Source organism: Leuconostoc sp. C5, assembly GCF_056530425.1.
The window spans coordinates 1,997,390-2,012,980 of record NZ_CP134351.1 but is presented as its reverse complement, the minus strand read 5'-3'; the positions used below and the strand labels follow the sequence as shown (position 1 = coordinate 2,012,980).

17 protein-coding genes and 1 tRNA gene are annotated in these 15,591 nt (G+C 37.1%); 14 read left to right on the top strand and 4 right to left on the bottom strand.

Going from position 1 to position 15,591, the window contains the following annotated elements; translation table 11 throughout:
• Positions 1-724: 724 nt before the first annotated feature.
• The 6 genes from RHP56_RS10215 to RHP56_RS10190 all read left to right on the top strand — a co-directional run bounded on the left by RHP56_RS10215 (position 725) and on the right by RHP56_RS10190 (position 6,761).
• A complete protein-coding gene (locus tag RHP56_RS10215) occupies positions 725-1,348 on the top strand; it encodes a carbonic anhydrase family protein (RefSeq protein WP_042251868.1) in 624 nt (207 codons plus the stop codon).
• A gap of 128 nt (positions 1,349-1,476) precedes the next feature.
• Positions 1,477-2,418, top strand: coding sequence for an AEC family transporter (locus RHP56_RS10210; RefSeq protein ID WP_014325275.1), 942 nt, complete (start codon positions 1,477-1,479; stop codon positions 2,416-2,418).
• Positions 2,419-2,595: 177 nt separating this feature from the next.
• Entirely contained in the window at positions 2,596-4,446 is a 1,851-nt protein-coding gene (locus RHP56_RS10205; protein WP_102753444.1) for an FAD/NAD(P)-binding protein, read from the top strand.
• Positions 4,447-4,553: 107 nt separating this feature from the next.
• Complete coding sequence (locus tag RHP56_RS10200; RefSeq protein ID WP_011680572.1) at positions 4,554-5,363, top strand: HAD-IIB family hydrolase; 810 nt, start codon at positions 4,554-4,556, stop codon at positions 5,361-5,363.
• A 54-nt stretch (positions 5,364-5,417) separates the two neighbouring features.
• Positions 5,418-6,311: an NAD(P)-dependent oxidoreductase gene (locus RHP56_RS10195; protein WP_462794703.1), complete on the top strand. Its 894-nt coding sequence runs from the start codon at positions 5,418-5,420 to the stop codon at positions 6,309-6,311.
• A gap of 180 nt (positions 6,312-6,491) precedes the next feature.
• Entirely contained in the window at positions 6,492-6,761 is a 270-nt protein-coding gene (locus RHP56_RS10190; RefSeq protein ID WP_010279386.1) for a hypothetical protein, read from the top strand.
• 175 nt (positions 6,762-6,936) lie between these two features.
• Here RHP56_RS10190 and RHP56_RS10185 read toward each other — a convergent pair whose 3' ends face one another.
• Together RHP56_RS10185 and RHP56_RS10180 are read right to left on the bottom strand one after the other, a co-directional pair.
• On the bottom strand, positions 6,937-8,292 hold the full coding sequence (locus RHP56_RS10185; RefSeq protein ID WP_096638813.1) for an FAD-dependent oxidoreductase: 1,356 nt from the start codon (positions 8,290-8,292) through the stop codon (positions 6,937-6,939).
• A gap of 79 nt (positions 8,293-8,371) precedes the next feature.
• Positions 8,372-9,046 (bottom strand): Crp/Fnr family transcriptional regulator, encoded by a 675-nt coding sequence (locus RHP56_RS10180; RefSeq protein ID WP_050884153.1) that lies wholly within the window; start codon positions 9,044-9,046, stop codon positions 8,372-8,374.
• Positions 9,047-9,324: 278 nt separating this feature from the next.
• Here RHP56_RS10180 and rpmH point away from each other — a divergent pair, with 278 nt between their 5' ends.
• The 7 genes from rpmH (at position 9,325) to RHP56_RS10145 (ending at position 13,546) form a co-directional block, all read left to right on the top strand.
• Positions 9,325-9,459, top strand: a complete 135-nt coding sequence (gene rpmH, locus RHP56_RS10175) for a 50S ribosomal protein L34 (protein ID WP_002816117.1) — start codon at positions 9,325-9,327, stop codon at positions 9,457-9,459.
• 138 nt (positions 9,460-9,597) lie between these two features.
• Positions 9,598-9,948, top strand: a complete 351-nt coding sequence (gene rnpA / locus RHP56_RS10170) for a ribonuclease P protein component (RefSeq protein ID WP_096638812.1) — start codon at positions 9,598-9,600, stop codon at positions 9,946-9,948.
• On the top strand, positions 9,945-10,781 hold the full coding sequence (locus RHP56_RS10165; RefSeq protein WP_010280494.1) for a YidC/Oxa1 family membrane protein insertase: 837 nt from the start codon (positions 9,945-9,947) through the stop codon (positions 10,779-10,781). Before rnpA ends, RHP56_RS10165 begins: the two co-directional genes overlap by 4 nt.
• A 117-nt stretch (positions 10,782-10,898) precedes the next feature.
• Complete coding sequence (gene lepB, locus RHP56_RS10160) at positions 10,899-11,504, top strand: signal peptidase I (protein ID WP_102753732.1); 606 nt, start codon at positions 10,899-10,901, stop codon at positions 11,502-11,504.
• Positions 11,473-11,937 carry a GNAT family N-acetyltransferase gene (locus RHP56_RS10155; protein ID WP_102753733.1) on the top strand — a complete coding sequence of 155 codons (465 nt, stop codon included), beginning with the start codon at positions 11,473-11,475 and terminating at the stop codon, positions 11,935-11,937. Before lepB ends, RHP56_RS10155 begins: the two co-directional genes overlap by 32 nt.
• Positions 11,934-12,857 (top strand): magnesium transporter CorA family protein, encoded by a 924-nt coding sequence (locus tag RHP56_RS10150; RefSeq protein ID WP_011680566.1) that lies wholly within the window; start codon positions 11,934-11,936, stop codon positions 12,855-12,857. Before RHP56_RS10155 ends, RHP56_RS10150 begins: the two co-directional genes overlap by 4 nt.
• Before the next feature lie 119 nt (positions 12,858-12,976).
• On the top strand, positions 12,977-13,546 hold the full coding sequence (locus RHP56_RS10145) for a xanthine phosphoribosyltransferase (RefSeq protein ID WP_010293912.1): 570 nt from the start codon (positions 12,977-12,979) through the stop codon (positions 13,544-13,546).
• Here RHP56_RS10145 and RHP56_RS10140 read toward each other — a convergent pair.
• Positions 13,541-14,368, bottom strand: coding sequence for a LysR family transcriptional regulator (locus tag RHP56_RS10140; RefSeq protein WP_025268593.1), 828 nt, complete (start codon positions 14,366-14,368; stop codon positions 13,541-13,543). The two genes, RHP56_RS10145 and RHP56_RS10140, sit on opposite strands and share 6 nt — an antisense overlap.
• A gap of 139 nt (positions 14,369-14,507) precedes the next feature.
• Here RHP56_RS10140 and RHP56_RS10135 point away from each other — a divergent pair, with 139 nt between their 5' ends.
• Entirely contained in the window at positions 14,508-15,500 is a 993-nt protein-coding gene (locus RHP56_RS10135; protein ID WP_102753828.1) for a YeiH family protein, read from the top strand.
• A gap of 12 nt (positions 15,501-15,512) precedes the next feature.
• Here the strand turns inward: RHP56_RS10135 and RHP56_RS10130 are convergent.
• Positions 15,513-15,583: transfer RNA gene (locus tag RHP56_RS10130), tRNA-Ile, on the bottom strand.
• Positions 15,584-15,591 lie beyond the last annotated feature (8 nt).

The window sequence follows — 15,591 nt, the reverse complement described above, 5'->3', positions numbered from 1 at the left end:
GATTATCTCTCCTAAATATGGTTCAAGTCAGAATGAAATGACGATCTTACGTTGATAGTATTTAACGAAGATTATGGATTGAACCGACGACTTTTCTAATATAGAAGAAGTAGCAAAGATAATTATAACAATAAGAAAAATAGTTTTCCACAGGCAAACGACAACTTTAGAGAATATCAACAGTTGTGGACAATGAAAAAGAGGGGTTGTTGATATTAAGACGAACAAATGTGTGGGTTATCCACAAATGAACATTGTTATACACAAGCAAAAGGGCGAAAGGACAATAATTGAGGCTGTTTATAAACATTATCCACAGGGGTGAGTTCACAACTTGTGGATATGTGGATAACTTGTGAAAGAGCATGTTAGTAAAAAGCTAAAAAACACCGTGAGTAAACAGGTAGAGGATAAGTTTTTATAACATTGTGAATGTTAAAGAATTTATTAAGGAGCTATTTTATTTTCTGTTTTTCCTCTAAAAAGTTGATAAATATTTTTGAAAAAACCTTAATTATCATAGCTTTTGAGCCGTTTTTGTTAGGATGGTCAACCAAAATGCATTAATAATTATTTTCACAAAATAAAACGTGTTAGAATAAATGAACCAATTGATGCTGGGGAGCAAAAATTGATGGTGCATTGTGAGCATATTGTGGGAACTTTCTTTGTTGTTGCTTTACTATATATAAATACGATAGTAAGAAATTTAAGAGGTACCCGGATGAAGCACTTAGATTATAGAGAACAAGAGGATTGGCGAAAGGCCGATGACACGATTTATCAATCACCGATTGATATTCCGTTGACAAGCATTCAACAACAAGAAAACAGTCAGTTGATTATTCATTTTGAGGATCGAGTCCAGTCTGACGATCGAATTATAGGAGAACAGTTTTTAGTTCAAGGTAATTTGCGTGTTGATGGGACGGTATGGGCATTAGAAAGATTTCATTTTCATGATGGGGCAGAACATCTCGTAGACGGTAAGAGGTACGATGCTGAGATTCATTTTGTTTTTCAACGTGATAATCAAACGTTAGTGTTAGCAGTTTTTGGAGAAACAGCAAATAATGATAACGGTATCGAAGTGCAAAACATTTATGATGAACATGTTAACGCAGAAGGGTTATTGAAGTTAATTCCTGACAATCGTAGTTATTATCGATATACAGGATCGTTGACAACACCGCCATTAGGGCAAAATATTAACTGGCTCGTTTTGACGTCAGCAATACAAATATCAAAGCAAGATAAAGCATTTTTACATGCTGATTATCCAAATAATTATCGTGAAGTACAGGACTTAAATGGGCGAGAAATCGATTTTTTTCCTGAAAAAAAATAATTTAACACGTTCGTATGTTCATCAACGGTTTTATGCATATTTTTATATAGATGGTGCAAACAAAACTAGTAAATGATATGATGTTATGTGAATAATTTTAAAATTTCTCACATAAATGGGGCAGTGTTTTGAGCGTATTTTTACAGAGTATACAGGGTGTCTTGGTGATCCTAGTAATGGTTGCCATTGGTTATGGATTGGCAAGTGCAAAGTGGTTCACGGATAAAAGTGGCCAGATTATTGCACGTATCGTGACGCAGGTTGCGTTGCCAATGTACATGGTGAATACGATAACGCATGATTTCACTAAAGGCGAACTGATACGTTTATTACCTGAAATTAAATTTCCAATTATCTCGATGCTAGTTTTATTTGCAATTTCGGTTGGATTTGCACGAGCTTTAGGTATTCGAAAAAATCGCCGTGGCCTTTTTCAATCAATGTTTTTCAATTCAAATACTGTATTTGTCGGCTTACCAATAAATATGGCTTTGTTTGGTGTTAAAAGTCTACCGTATGTGTTAGTTTATTATATGGTGAACACGACTTTTTTCTGGACATTGGGTACTTATCTCATCCAGCGTGATGGGGAAGGAGCGTGGAAATTTGATATCAGGGCGACGCTATCAAAGGTTTTTTCACCACCGTTGCTTGGCTTTATCTTAGGAATCATCTTTGTTTGGACAGATGTTAAACTGCCAACATTTGTGGTTTCTGATTTACAGTACATAGGTAACTTAACTGTGCCACTATCAATGTTCTTTATTGGTATTGCTGTGCAGCGCGCAGGCTTGAGAAATATGGAGTTCAATAAATATAGTTTAGGTATATTATTTGGTCGTTTTATTTTGGCACCAATTGTCATGTTTTTCCTCCTATGGAAGGCTGATGTGCCGCATCTAATGAAACAAGTATTTATCTTACAGTCAGCTATGCCAGTTATGACAAATGCGCCAGTAGTGGCTAGTTTGTATGGTGCGGATGCTGATTATGCAGCAATTATGGTAACTGAATCAACAATTCTTAGTTTGGTAGTGGTTCCGATTCTTATGACATTGATAAATAACTAGTTGCAAATGAATGAATATACTAATAACGTCAGCCTAATGGCTGTCGTTTTTGTGTTTTAAGGTACCTATGATATTTATTGATCATTTTGAAAATATTTTTATAAACAACTATAATAATGGGAAACTAATAATAATATAAAAGCGTTAATAAATTAGACGTTCTGGAGAAGATAAATAATGCAAGTAGCAATCATTGGTGCCGGTCCGCGTGGTTTAGCGGTAGCTGAGCGACTGATTAATTTAGCGGATGACGATGTTCAACTCGATGTTCAAATATTTGATCCATACGTCATTGGTGGACGAGTCTGGGACCCATCCATTCCACAAAATAAATTGTTTCTAATGAATACAGTGATTGATCAAATTACGTTATTTACTGATGATTCAATTGAACATGGTGGTAAACCACTACATGGACCAACTTTGTTTCAGTGGTTAAAGTCAGACGCGCGCACTTTTTTGGAGAAGCATTCAGAGTTTGATGATTCCTATACAGCCGAAATACAACATTTAACATCACCTAGTGATTTTGCTACGAGAGGCATGATGGGCATTTACGCGGCTTGGTATTTTGAATGGCTGAAAAAGAGAGTCCGTAGCAATCAAACATTAACCTTTACGCAGCAAAGCGTAGAAAACCTTACCCAAATTGGTACAAATTACCAAGTAGTTTTGACAGATGGGACCCAAATTTTAGCCAATCAAGTCGTGATGGCCTTAGGACATTCAAATAATGATTTAACGGCTGAGGAAGCTAAGTTTAAGTCATTTGCAGACGAAAATAGTCTAAAGTATTTACCGCCTACGCATCCATCTGAGGCCAATCTTTCCGTATTTTCGCAAGAAGATAAAGTCATCATTCGTGGCCTCGGGCTAAGCTTTTTCGATTATATGGCAGGATTGTCAATTGGAAAAGGGGGGTACTTTGAACGCGAAACAGATGGTGATTTGACCTATCATTCATCTGGACGAGAACCGCATATTATTGCCGGGTCTCGTAGTGGCGTGCCATTGCATGCGCGTGGTATCAATGAAAAAGAGACAAGTGAAGTTTATGAGCCAATATTTTTCACACTACCAGCCTTAGAAGCTTTGCGCGCAGCTGGACATGGACAAATCAAGTACGATGATTTTGAAAAGTTGCTTGTTAAGGAGTTGACCTATAAACACTTACTGAATAGAATCGACAGTCCAACTAGCAATTTGACATACGATCAGGCGCAGGATTTGAAGCAGGCGTTACTAACGAGTGCTGATTTAAATGCAACAGCAGAATCAGTTGGTTTGATTGATGAGCCACCTTTTGATATCGAGGCTATACGTCAACCGGCAAAGTATTTACCTAAGAGTGCTGATTATACGGAGTGGTTATTAGACTACTTAGAAAAAGACATTCAAGATGCTCGCTTAGGCAATAAAATAGCGCCTTTTGCAGGTGCTTTCGATATTTTACGTGATTTACGCGATCGGGTTCGTTTTGTAGTTGAGCATGATTATTTCTCTGCAGATGAATATGAAATATTTTTGAGTAAATTCAGACCGTTAGACGCTATGGTATCTGTTGGACCACCCTTGGAACGTGTCGAGCAGTTACGTGCCTTGATTAAAGCTGGAATTGTGGAAGTCATGGCTGCCAACATACAGGTCACCACTGAATCAGGTAACTTTGTTGCTCGTGATGCTCGGGGAAACGAAGTGCAAGGTAATGCATTAGTTGAAGCGCGTGTTGGCATGACAAACATTGACCTATCAACAAACCCATTGATTGCTAGTCTGCGAGAGAAGGGCATTTTGGCAGCTGCTATTTGGACACGTAACGATGGATCAACCTATAAATTGGGTTCAGCTGATGCGGATCGTCGTACCTTTGAGGTTGTTAATTCCAAAGGGGAGCGCATGCATAACTTATATATTTATGGTATCCCTCTTGAAGGCAAAAAATGGTTCGGGACAGTTATTCCACGCCCTGGTGTTAATACGGTTGTTTTGCGCGAAGGGGCATGGATTGCACAACAGATTTTGGCATAATCTTGATTGTTTCACGTGAAACAAAAAGACAGATTTGCTATACCCAGTTTATCAAGGTAGAATGAATAGCATATAGACTAGTAGACAGGTAAAGGAACTTTCCAACATTGACCATTCAGCTGATAGCAACGGATTTAGACGGTACGTTTTTGACGGACGATAAGAAGTTTGATCAAGCATTGTTTCGTAATGTATTGCGTGAATTAAATAAGAAGCATATTCAATTTACGATAGCCACAGGTGTTCATCAAGAACGCATTAATATCTTATTTAAAGATTTTCTTAATGAGCCCTTGAATTTTGTCACCAATAACGGGGCTCGTGTGGTGAAAAGCGATGGCACCGTGTTGTTCTCGAAAGTTCTCCCCCCGGTAACTTTGCGTAAAATTCAACAATTCTTGAATAACTATAGTATGCGTCCAGACCGTGGCTTGGTTTTTTCAACAGATGAGACCGCTTATTTGCCTTTGGATTTGGATATGGCAAGTAACAAGCGTTATTTTAAATACTTTAAGTACGTTAAAAGTTTCGGTGACGTGCGTGAAATTAACGAACCAATCTACAAAGTCACTATGAGTTGGACAAACTTTGACGAAAAAAGGTTTTACGATGATGCCCTTGCATTCTTTGGTGATGATGTGCATATTACGGAAACAGGTACTGGGGCTATTGATATTGTTCCTGCCTATGTCAATAAGGCCGAAGGATTAAAAATGTTAGCTGAAAGTTATGCGCTTGACTTGTCTCATGCTGTTGCTTTTGGTGATGGTGGTAATGATTTGGAAATGTTAAACGCAGTTGGGCTGCCATATAAAATGCCGGATGCTGACATTATTGGTCAATTTAATGTTGCATTGTCGGATAATAATCATAGTGGTGTTTTAAAAACTATTCAACAACTGATTACTACAAAATAGCTATTTAAAAGCATTGCACATGGTGTGGTGCTTTTAAATTAAGGAGGATGAAGTATGAATATCGGATTTATTGGTACTGGCGTAATGGGCACAGGAATAATTAATAATTTATTGCAAGCGGGCTATGAGGTATCCGTTTTCAATCGTACCCATAGCAAAGCAAATACAGTGCTCAACAATGGCGCTATCTGGCGAGATACACCGGCCAAAGTTGCACAGTACTCGGATATTACTTTTACGATGGTTGGTTATCCAAAAGATGTTGAAGAAGTGTGGACGAGTGAAGATGGTGTTTTTGCTGGTGCTAAAGAAGGTTCAATTTTGGTTGATATGACAACTTCAACACCACGTTTGGCTGAACAATTGGCTCAAACTGGTGCTGATTTAGGATTCAAAGTGTTGGATGCGCCAGTTTCAGGTGGTGACATTGGTGCTAAGAATGGGACATTAGCGATTATGGTTGGTGGCGAACAACAAGTTCTTGATGAGATTAAACCTGTATTAAGCGTTATTGGACAGCAAATTGTTTTTGCTGGTTCAGCGGGCAAGGGACAACACATGAAGATGAGCAACAATATTGGTGTTGCAGCAACCGTTATTACAATGGCAGAATCCTTAGTTTATGCAAAAGCAGCTGGCCTTGATTTAGAGAGTGCCTACAATGTTTGGCGTAAAGGCGCTGCAGGATCATGGTCGGTCGATAATTATATACCACGTATTTTCCAAGGTGATTATGCGCCTGGGTTTTATGTCAAGCACTTACTAAAAGACTTACGAATAGCGTTAGACGCTGCTAAGGAAATGGATATAGATTTGCCCAATACCAAACTTGCCGAGCAACTCTTTGAGCGATTGAGTCAAGAACATGGGGATGAAGGTGTACAAGCGATTGTAAAATTGTGGGCTTCATTTGAATGGTCTTTTTGTGGCATAGACTGTATAAAGTAAACAAAAATAGTTCAGTGAAATTGACCCGAATCATTTTCACTGGGCTATTTTTATTTGTTAAATGGCTTATATTAGTTAATTTAGCAAAAAATTGACGGACGCTTACCACATATGTTTAAATAATATGCATACTTTTAAACTTGATAACAATTAACGAACGTAAAAATTAAAAGGAAAACCATGTTCAAAACGGATAAACAAAAATATTTATTGAAATTTTTAGAAAAACACCCCAATTTAAATCGTGATGAAGAAAAATTAATCTCTGATACAACTAAAAAGTTGAATAATCCAAAAGTATCAGAATACAGAGAATTAACAAGTATGACTAATGAACTTCGAAAACTATCTCTCAACCATAATTTGTCAAAAGATGGCAGAATATTGATGACAAAATTACATCGTGATGAATGGCTATTTGGGCTCCTTTACAATCTAGGGCTCCTTTGAAATTAAAAAGAACCTTGGTCAAAGATTGACAGTGATGGAATTCTACTGTTTCTATGGTTTCAATCTTAGGTGACAAAGACTAATAATTTAAATATAAAAATCACGATACAAGAATAAAACACGACTCGTCATAGAAAGTCGTGTTTTATTTGTATACATTAATTCAATAAATTCATCAATAAGCTAATGTCAAAGCCTGTTTCTCAGCGACAGCGGCAAGAGCAACCTCAGGAATGTAGTTAATTGGTTGACTAAAGTTGGGTTGGAAGAAAAAGTCAGACATTGCTAATTCATCAATTGTCATTTGTTTTTGAATGGCTATGGAAACGAGATTGGCAGATTGCGACACATCATGTTGAGACATAAACGAACCGCCAACAATTCGGCCAGTATCTTTTTCCCAAGTTAATGAACTAAGAACAGAAGTTGTACTTAGCATAAAGTCGGGACGATAATCACTTTCGATAACTGTTTCAATGACATCAAGACCTTTTTCTTTAGCAGTCGCACTATTCAATCCGGTAGCAACCATGGCCTGTTCATATAGTTCGACTGCGGAAGTAGCTTGTGTTCCGAGGTAACGAGTTGTTGGTTCAACAATGTTTTTACCGACTAGTATACCTTGGCGGATAGCGTTTGTAGCCAAGGGGATGTAATCAATGGCTTGGGTTGGATTGAAAAAGACAGTACTGGCATCTCCAGCGGCATAGACGTTGTCTTCACTAGTTTTCATATAATCGTTAACAATTATCGCACCATTTGGGAGTGTCTCAAGTTGACCACTGAATAAATCGGTGTTTGGTAAGAATCCAATGCCTAGTATTGCAATATCAGCTTCGTATGAGCCATTTGGTGTGGTTATTTTGATACCGTTAGGCGTGTTTTCGAATTTAGATACAAACTGGTTGAGAACCACATCAACATTGTTTTTTTCGTACTCTTTTTGAATACGCTCGGTGAAAGCCGGACCAAAGTTTTTTGCCAACACACGGTCAGCACCATCAATTAACGTCACTTGTTTTCCAGTAACAGAAAGTTGTTCAGCTAACTCAGCTCCAATGTAACCAGCGCCAATGACAGCTACACGCTTGAGATCTTTGGCAACGCTTTTGATACGCGTAGCGTCATCCCAAGATTTACAGAAATACACACGATTACTGTCAATCCCAGGAATATTTGGAATAACGGGCTTTGAACCAGTTGTGATAACTATTTTGTCAAATTGTTGTGTTGTAACCTCTTCTGTATCTAAATTAGTTACTGTTAATGTTTTAGATTTTAGGTCAGCCTGATTAACTTGGTGCGCCATCAACATGGTAATACCTTGGTTGCGCATTGATTCAGGAGTTTCGTAGAACATTTTTTCAGGATCAGAAACATGATCACCAATCCACAAAGCTATGCCGCACGACAAAAATGAAACAGTAGTATTTTTTTCAAATACAGTTACTTCTGCCTCGGGATGCTCCGATTTGATTTGTTTGGCTGCATATACGCCAGCATGTGTAGCACCAATTATACCTATTTTCATGATGTATGTCCTCCGATTAGTAATTGTAATCTGTACATCAATTATAAGCTCAAACAATCACATAAGTAATTGACCTAAGTCAAGGATTATCTATTTTTGTGATATTTAACACGATTTTACCTTTGGAGCTATTACTGATAATTCTTTTTTCTTCAAGTTTTGTAAAGTTTCGACTCAGGGTAGCAGGAATAGTGCCGAGATATGCTGCTAGTTCTTTTTTTGACATAGGTAGTTCAAAACTTAAACTATCTGTTTCCTCGGCAGTATCCTTTAAAAACTTCAATAATCTATCTTCCACAGATCCAGTTAAAAGATTAGCTTGTTGTGTCTGTAATTTCTGCATCTTTTCAGCAATAGATATGGCTAATGATAGACCAATGGTTGGTTGTCGTTTTGTTAAGGTCATAAAATCGCCTCTGCGAATTTCACAAATGCGAGATTTTATCACAGCGACACACGTTACTGCGTGGCGTGAACCTATAATTAAAGATTCTTCTCCATCAATGTCACCTTCATTTAAGAAATAAAGCGTTTGTTCTTTTCCATTGCTGGAGGTTTGGCTGATCTTTAGTTTGCCTTGATGTACTAATAGTAGTCGATCAGAATCATCCTCTACATCAAAAATGGTTTCCCCAGGCGCGTATTCAATGTAATTGATTTGTTTGCTAATCATATTTAGTTCATCTTGGGGAAGCTGACTAAATAGAACAGTTTCTGAAATACAATTGTGGTTAGGATGTGTTAATTTACGCATAAGAAGAGTCCTTAGAGTATCTTGATAATATTTGAGCAAATAGGATTAAAAAATTTTAAAATAATATATAAGTATATTTCTAAAATTTATTGTAACAAAAGTTTGATTGTCAATGCTGAGATGAGGATTATATTGCTATTAACATAGCAAAGAGCGTATAATAGTTAAGTATTTGAAAAAAAATCTAGTACGCTTGTGCTGGGGTTGATTTCATGATATGATTAAACTCGAATTGCAAAGTTTTTGCAGGTAAAAATCGTGAATGGAGGTGAACACACATGAAGCGTACATACCAACCAAAAAAGCGTCATCGTGAACGCGTACACGGATTCCGTAAGCGTATGAGCACGAGCAACGGTCGTAAAGTTTTGGCTCGCCGTCGTGCAAAGGGCCGCAAGGTTCTATCTGCCTAACAAGGTCGCTGCTATGCAGTGGCTTTTTTATTTAGTACATGAAGAAATAAATAATATATTATTTATCGTGAAGATGAACATTTTAGTAACCATTTAGGCATGTTGATACGGCTACGTACATAAATAGGGAGTAATTTCATGAGAAAAACATTCCGCATAAAAAAACCAGAAGAATTTCAACATGTTTTTAATAAACACCGTTCTGTAGCTAATAAGTATTTTATTGTTTATCAAATGGATAAACCAGAGCAAAAACATTTTCGTGTTGGGCTTTCGGTTAGTAAAAAAGTAGGTAAAGCACATGAGCGGGTTTGGGTTAAACGTCGTATCCGTCAAAGCTTGTTAGAATTGAAACCTGAATTACCTCAAGAGTTGGATTTATTAGTCATTGCACGCCCTGCTGCAGCACATAGAAGTCAAAAATTTTTGAAAAATCAAATGCTTCATGTGTTAAAGTTGGCTAAGATATTGAAAGAAGAGAACGAATGAAGCGATTTGAGAATATTTTGAAGAGAATTGGACCGTTACCTTTGATTATGGCAGGAGTAGCTTTGGTCTTAATCATTGTGTCCGGATTGTCGTATGATGGACATGTGACATCACATAGTTTCTGGAGTGCGATTGTCGCGGTGTTTACAAGAGCTATTTTGGGTGCTTCAAGTTGGTTTGGCAATAACTATGGTATGGGTATTATCCTGTTTACTATTTTTATTCGCTTCTTGATCTTGCCACTAATGGTATACCAAGTGCAATCAATGATGAAAATGCAAGTGGTTCAGCCGGCTTTAAAAGAACTACAAGCAAAGTATCCAGGTAAGGATACTGAAAGTCGTCAGTTAATGATGGCAGAGCAACAAGCGCTTTATAAGGATGCTGGCGTAAATCCATTTGCTTCAATGCTACCTTTAATTGTGCAAATGCCTATTTTAATTGCACTGTATCAGTCAATTTGGAATTCACCTGTTCTAAGATCGGGAAAGTTTCTGTGGCTACAATTGGGAAGTAATGATCCGTACTTTATTTTACCGGTGTTGGCCGCATTGTTCACGTTTGCATCATCATGGCTTTCAATGCAATCTAACCCCGATCAAAATGGTATGACTAAGGCTATGCCATACATTTTCCCTGTGATCATCTTTTTCTCTGCTCTAGCCGTTCCGAGTGCTTTGTCACTGTACTGGGTTGTGGGAAATGCTTTCCAAACTGTACAGACATTTTTCTTGCAAAATCCTTTCAAAATACGACGTGAACGCGAAGCAGCAGCGCAACTTGAAAAAGAAAAACAACGTAAAATCAGAAAAGCAAAACGCCGTAAGCGGTAAAAAATGATATTATTAGCTGGAAACAATGTTGTTATAACACTGTTTCCAGCTTTTTTTGTATAAATATTTTTTAAAAACTGATATAATATTATTTAATGTTAGAGGGGCAGATAGGATATGAACTTTATAAAAAACTGGGTAATACCCATTGTCATTGGTCTTTTCATTGCTTTGATTATCCGCATATTTCTGTTTACTTTGGTGACAGTTGACGGACCGTCAATGAATCCCAATTTAGACAATGGCGAATTAGTTGTTGAGAGCAAAATATCTACTGTGAAACGTGGGGATGTCATAGTTTTTGACGCAACCAATGAGGATCCACAAATTAAATCTGGGCACAAGGATTACGTGAAACGCGTAATTGCTGTTGGCGGTGATATAGTATCACATAAAGGTGCGAATCTATATGTTAATGGTAAAAAAGTTAATCAGGATTACATTGGATTAGAGCAACAATCAGGGGGCACTTGGGGTGATTGGACGTTAAAAACGCTATCATCTCGAGATTTTTGGCAAAAGAAAGATCGTAACACAACAGTTGTACCAAAGAATTCATACTTTGTACTAGGCGACCACCGATCGGTTTCAAATGACAGTCGTATGTTTGGTTACGTTGAAAAGAAGCATGTACTTGGTAAAATCTATGTGCCATTCTGGAACTCAGATAATCAATCAAAAGAGAATGTTAATGACCAGTCAAAAAAATTTTTTGCAAACTAAATCAACGAAAAATCTAGTACTACGCGCAATGCAACCTGACGATTCAGAGGCACTTGCGCGTATTTATTTAGGTGCTCGACAACATAATTTTTCTTGGGTTAAACATCCTAAATTAGAGGATTTTGCTAGAGTTTCTCATGGTGAGGTGGTCGAGATCGCTATTATTAATCAAGAAATTGTAGGATTTGCATCCTTATCAGAGCGTGATAGTTTTTTACATCTGCTATTTATTAAAGAAGGCTGGAATGGTTGTGGCATTGGTGCAAAATTACTTGATTGGGCACGCAATCAAGTAACGCAAGCGTTAGAATTAAAAGTGGTTACAGCTAATGTTGCTGCGCAACGTTTTTACGAACGAGAAGGGTTTTTAGCTGTTGGAAAATCAGTGTTTGCAAAGCCACAAAATCTGACTTATAGGGATGGCAGAAAATGATTGAGATAGTTAAGAACGTAAAAAACTTTACATGGTATCACGTTTCAAATTTGACAGTTGAAGAACATGAAAGCTTAGTCAAAGAGCACCACTTAACCAATGAAATGATAGGATATGCTGTTGATCATAATGAGAGTGTGCGCATGGAATATGATCGGCATGCGGACGAAACTTTGATGGTTATTGACGTGATTGTACATCAAGACAACAATGTAGAGACTAGACCAATTGGTATTTTATTTGCTCATAATGATGTCTATACATTTACGCATGAGCCTACAGATTACATCAAACCGATTATATTAGATCCGCAAAATCAACAAATACGAGCGCAAGAGGACGAAATTAGTGCATTTGATTTTATCATGACAGGATTATATTCTTTAATGATAAAGTATGTTGACGAAATAACAGAAATTAATAAAAAACGGCGTGTCATTCAAGCACAATTTGGTCAACAAAAACAAACGACACACCAAATGAATGAGTTATTATATTTAAAAACACAAATGATTTATATTCAAAATTCACTGGCCAATAATCATGTGATGCTAGATAGCTTTCGAACAGATTTTAAAACATTATTGAAAGAGTTTGAACTAGAACATATTGATGATGTAAGAGTTGAAGTTGAACAAGCTAAGCGAATGGCTAACTTGGCACTAGAGGTGATTAATTCAGTTAGTGACGCGATGGGCAATCTCAGTAATCGTGATTTGAATTGGACGATGAAGGTATTAACTGTTTACTCAATTGTTTTGACAGTCCCAACTATTGTAAGTGGGTTTTATGGTGAAAATGTGAAGTGGTTGCCGTTTGCTGATGCACAAAGTGGTTGGTGGGTAACGATTGTTATTACCCTTATATTAATGGCGTTGGTTAGCATTTTGATGATGATTTCTGGTTTTTTTCGAAAATAATGATTATTTCAAATTTTGTATTGATTACGATAGTTTGTCGCCATTTTTTTCTAAAAACGTCTCAAATTAAAAAGGTAGTGGTTGGCAATAGTGGCAGTAAATGAAAAAGGAAATGAATGATGAAAATATTAGAGCAAAGAATTAAAAAAGATGGTCGTGTTTTGGGTAAAGATGTGTTAAAAGTGGACTCTTTTTTAAATCATCAAGTTGACCCAGAACTTATGCAAGCCATGGGTGAAGAATTTGCAACAATATTTTCTGATGAGAAAATTGATAAGATCGTAACGGTTGAATCATCTGGAATAGCTCCGGCAGTTTTTGCAGGTCTGGCACTTCATGTGCCAGTTGTATTCGCACGAAAAAATAAATCTTTAACATTGCCAGAGAATGTTTGGACTGCAGATGTGTATTCATTTACAAAGCAAACGACGAATCATATTATGATTGATCATCGCTTCCTAAGTGCCGCTGAAAATATCTTAATAATCGATGATTTCTTAGCTAATGGACAGGCTGTCGAGGGGCTGCTTAAGATCGCCAACGATGCAAATGCTAATGTTGTTGGGGTTGGGGTTGTCATAGAAAAGACTTTTCAAAAAGGCCGTCAAATTCTAGATGAGCGCGGGGTACGTGTTGAAAGTTTGGCAAGAATTAAAGGTTTTGAAAACGATGAAGTTATTTTCTTATAAATTTCTGGCAATCTGAATAAAGCGTGCGATCTCATTTTTGATAGCACTCTGATTACTATGTTCATGGTGAATAATATAAAATTGACGGTTAAACGCGTCATCTAGTTTCTTATAAGGAACAGATTCTGGTAAAGCTTGAATACTAACAATAGATTTACCAACATTTTGTGCCAGCATTTTTACAATAATATCATTATTTGCAATAGTTAAGAAATGATCTGGTACAATGTTATGCTGTTTAAAGTATTGTTGTGTGTAATGATACACCCCAGAACCTTTTTCCCGAACCAACCAAACAGTGCTGTCCAGATTACCAGCCAAAACAAGTTGATCGACGGCTATCGCATCACGAGTAATAAAATCATGTGTGATCGGTTTTTCAATTATGCCAAAATCAAATTGATGATTTAAAACACCAGCCAGGATTTCTTCAGAATTATGCATTTCAATTTTGAAATCAATGGTGTTAAATTCATCTTTTTTTATTTGTGCAAAAATCTTGGGCAGTAGAACGGTTGCTGAGGTCTGCGATGCACCTATTCTCACTGTAGTACGTGGCCGTTCTTCAGCTAAATCTAAGCTGTCTGTTGCATTTTGCCAGTCATCCAGTAGATGTAGAGCATGTTGGTAAAATTTTCTGGCATTTGTAGTAGGTACTAATTCAGTACGCCCGTTTCGTTCAAATAACGTAGTGTTTAATTGCAACTCTAACTGTTTAATATGCACACTGACTGTAGGTTGAGAAATAAATAATTGTTCAGCCGCCTTTGAAAAAGAACGTGTTTCATAAACTGCGATAAAGGATTGGATTCGTTTAAACATATGACTTCCTATTAAAATACTTAATTGAATATATTATAAATATTTATTTTACAAATAGCAAAGGTGGGGGTAACATAATAACTATCGAAATTAGAATTTAGCAGCTCATTGGTGCTGTTAAACGTGTGGGAGAATTGACATGAAAATTAAAAAGACTATGATATCTGGTATTATCATTACTTTAATATTGTCTGCAGTTGCTAAAGTATTAGCTACGTGGCTGCCGTTTTTAGGCGCGGAAGCAATCGCAATGTTATTAGGTATTTTATTAGGTAATACTATTTTGAATCAGCCATCTTTCGCACCGGGGATGAAATGGGCAGAAAAATTTCCCATCGAAATTGGTATTGCGTTGATGGGGCTTACCGTTACACTCCGGACCATTGAAAATCTTGGTATTAATGGCTTGGCATTCATTTTGATACAGATGACATTAACTATTTTGGTTGTTCTTTGGATGGGTGGTCGTGTTTTCAAAGTTTCTGACAAATCCTCCATGTTAATGGGCGCAGGTAATGCTGTTTGTGGATCAAGTGCTATTGCATCAGTAGCACCAGCGATAGGGGCCACTGATGATCAACGACGAACAAGTGTTGCGACTGTTAGTTTGACTGGTGTTGTGTTGTTACTGATATTGCCGATTCTTGGGCCACACGTGTTAGGAGACCATAACTTACTGTTGGGTGCACTAGTTGGTGGTGTGGTTCAGTCAGTTGGGCAAGTCGTTGGAACAGCATCATTGATTAATCCTACTGTTGTCACGTATGCGACCCTGTTTAAAATGCTACGTGTCATCATGTTAACAGTTGTTGTGTTAGTTTTTGCTAAAATGGCACAAAAAAAAGACGATTCAGCAACAAATATTAATAGTAAAGGTGTCAAAATTCCTTGGTTCATCATGGCATTCGTAGTTTTACTATTAGTTAATAGTTTTATTCCATTACCCAACTTAATAACAAGTGGAGCCAAACAGATTTCTGGGTTTTTCGGCGTCGTGAACTTAGCGGGGATCGGATTGAATCTTAAGCTGGACACAATCAGAAAGTCTGGGGGAAAGTTTCTTAGCTTTGGCCTTGTGACTGGTGTAGTACAGGTCATACTTGCTATTATTTTAATAAAAATTCTATTTTAAATTTAGTATATATCGGCCTGAAAGGTAATGATCCTCTATCTCTGCGTTATCAGCGCAACGCTCTGCCATTGAGCTACAAGCCTATTATAAA

Coding starts and splice junctions, on each gene's coding strand:
- RHP56_RS10215 (WP_042251868.1), top strand. CDS start 725: ATGAAGCACTTAGATTATAGAGAACAAGAGGATTGGCGAAAGGCCGAT.
- RHP56_RS10205 (WP_102753444.1), top strand. CDS start 2,596: ATGCAAGTAGCAATCATTGGTGCCGGTCCGCGTGGTTTAGCGGTAGCT.
- RHP56_RS10195 (WP_462794703.1), top strand. CDS start 5,418: ATGAATATCGGATTTATTGGTACTGGCGTAATGGGCACAGGAATAATT.
- RHP56_RS10190 (WP_010279386.1), top strand. CDS start 6,492: ATGTTCAAAACGGATAAACAAAAATATTTATTGAAATTTTTAGAAAAA.
- RHP56_RS10185 (WP_096638813.1), bottom strand. CDS start 8,292: ATGAAAATAGGTATAATTGGTGCTACACATGCTGGCGTATATGCAGCC.
- RHP56_RS10180 (WP_050884153.1), bottom strand. CDS start 9,046: ATGCGTAAATTAACACATCCTAACCACAATTGTATTTCAGAAACTGTT.
- rpmH (WP_002816117.1), top strand. CDS start 9,325: ATGAAGCGTACATACCAACCAAAAAAGCGTCATCGTGAACGCGTACAC.
- rnpA (WP_096638812.1), top strand. CDS start 9,598: ATGAGAAAAACATTCCGCATAAAAAAACCAGAAGAATTTCAACATGTT.
- RHP56_RS10165 (WP_010280494.1), top strand. CDS start 9,945: ATGAAGCGATTTGAGAATATTTTGAAGAGAATTGGACCGTTACCTTTG.
- lepB (WP_102753732.1), top strand. CDS start 10,899: ATGAACTTTATAAAAAACTGGGTAATACCCATTGTCATTGGTCTTTTC.
- RHP56_RS10155 (WP_102753733.1), top strand. CDS start 11,473: ATGACCAGTCAAAAAAATTTTTTGCAAACTAAATCAACGAAAAATCTA.
- RHP56_RS10150 (WP_011680566.1), top strand. CDS start 11,934: ATGATTGAGATAGTTAAGAACGTAAAAAACTTTACATGGTATCACGTT.
- RHP56_RS10145 (WP_010293912.1), top strand. CDS start 12,977: ATGAAAATATTAGAGCAAAGAATTAAAAAAGATGGTCGTGTTTTGGGT.
- RHP56_RS10140 (WP_025268593.1), bottom strand. CDS start 14,368: ATGTTTAAACGAATCCAATCCTTTATCGCAGTTTATGAAACACGTTCT.
- RHP56_RS10135 (WP_102753828.1), top strand. CDS start 14,508: ATGAAAATTAAAAAGACTATGATATCTGGTATTATCATTACTTTAATA.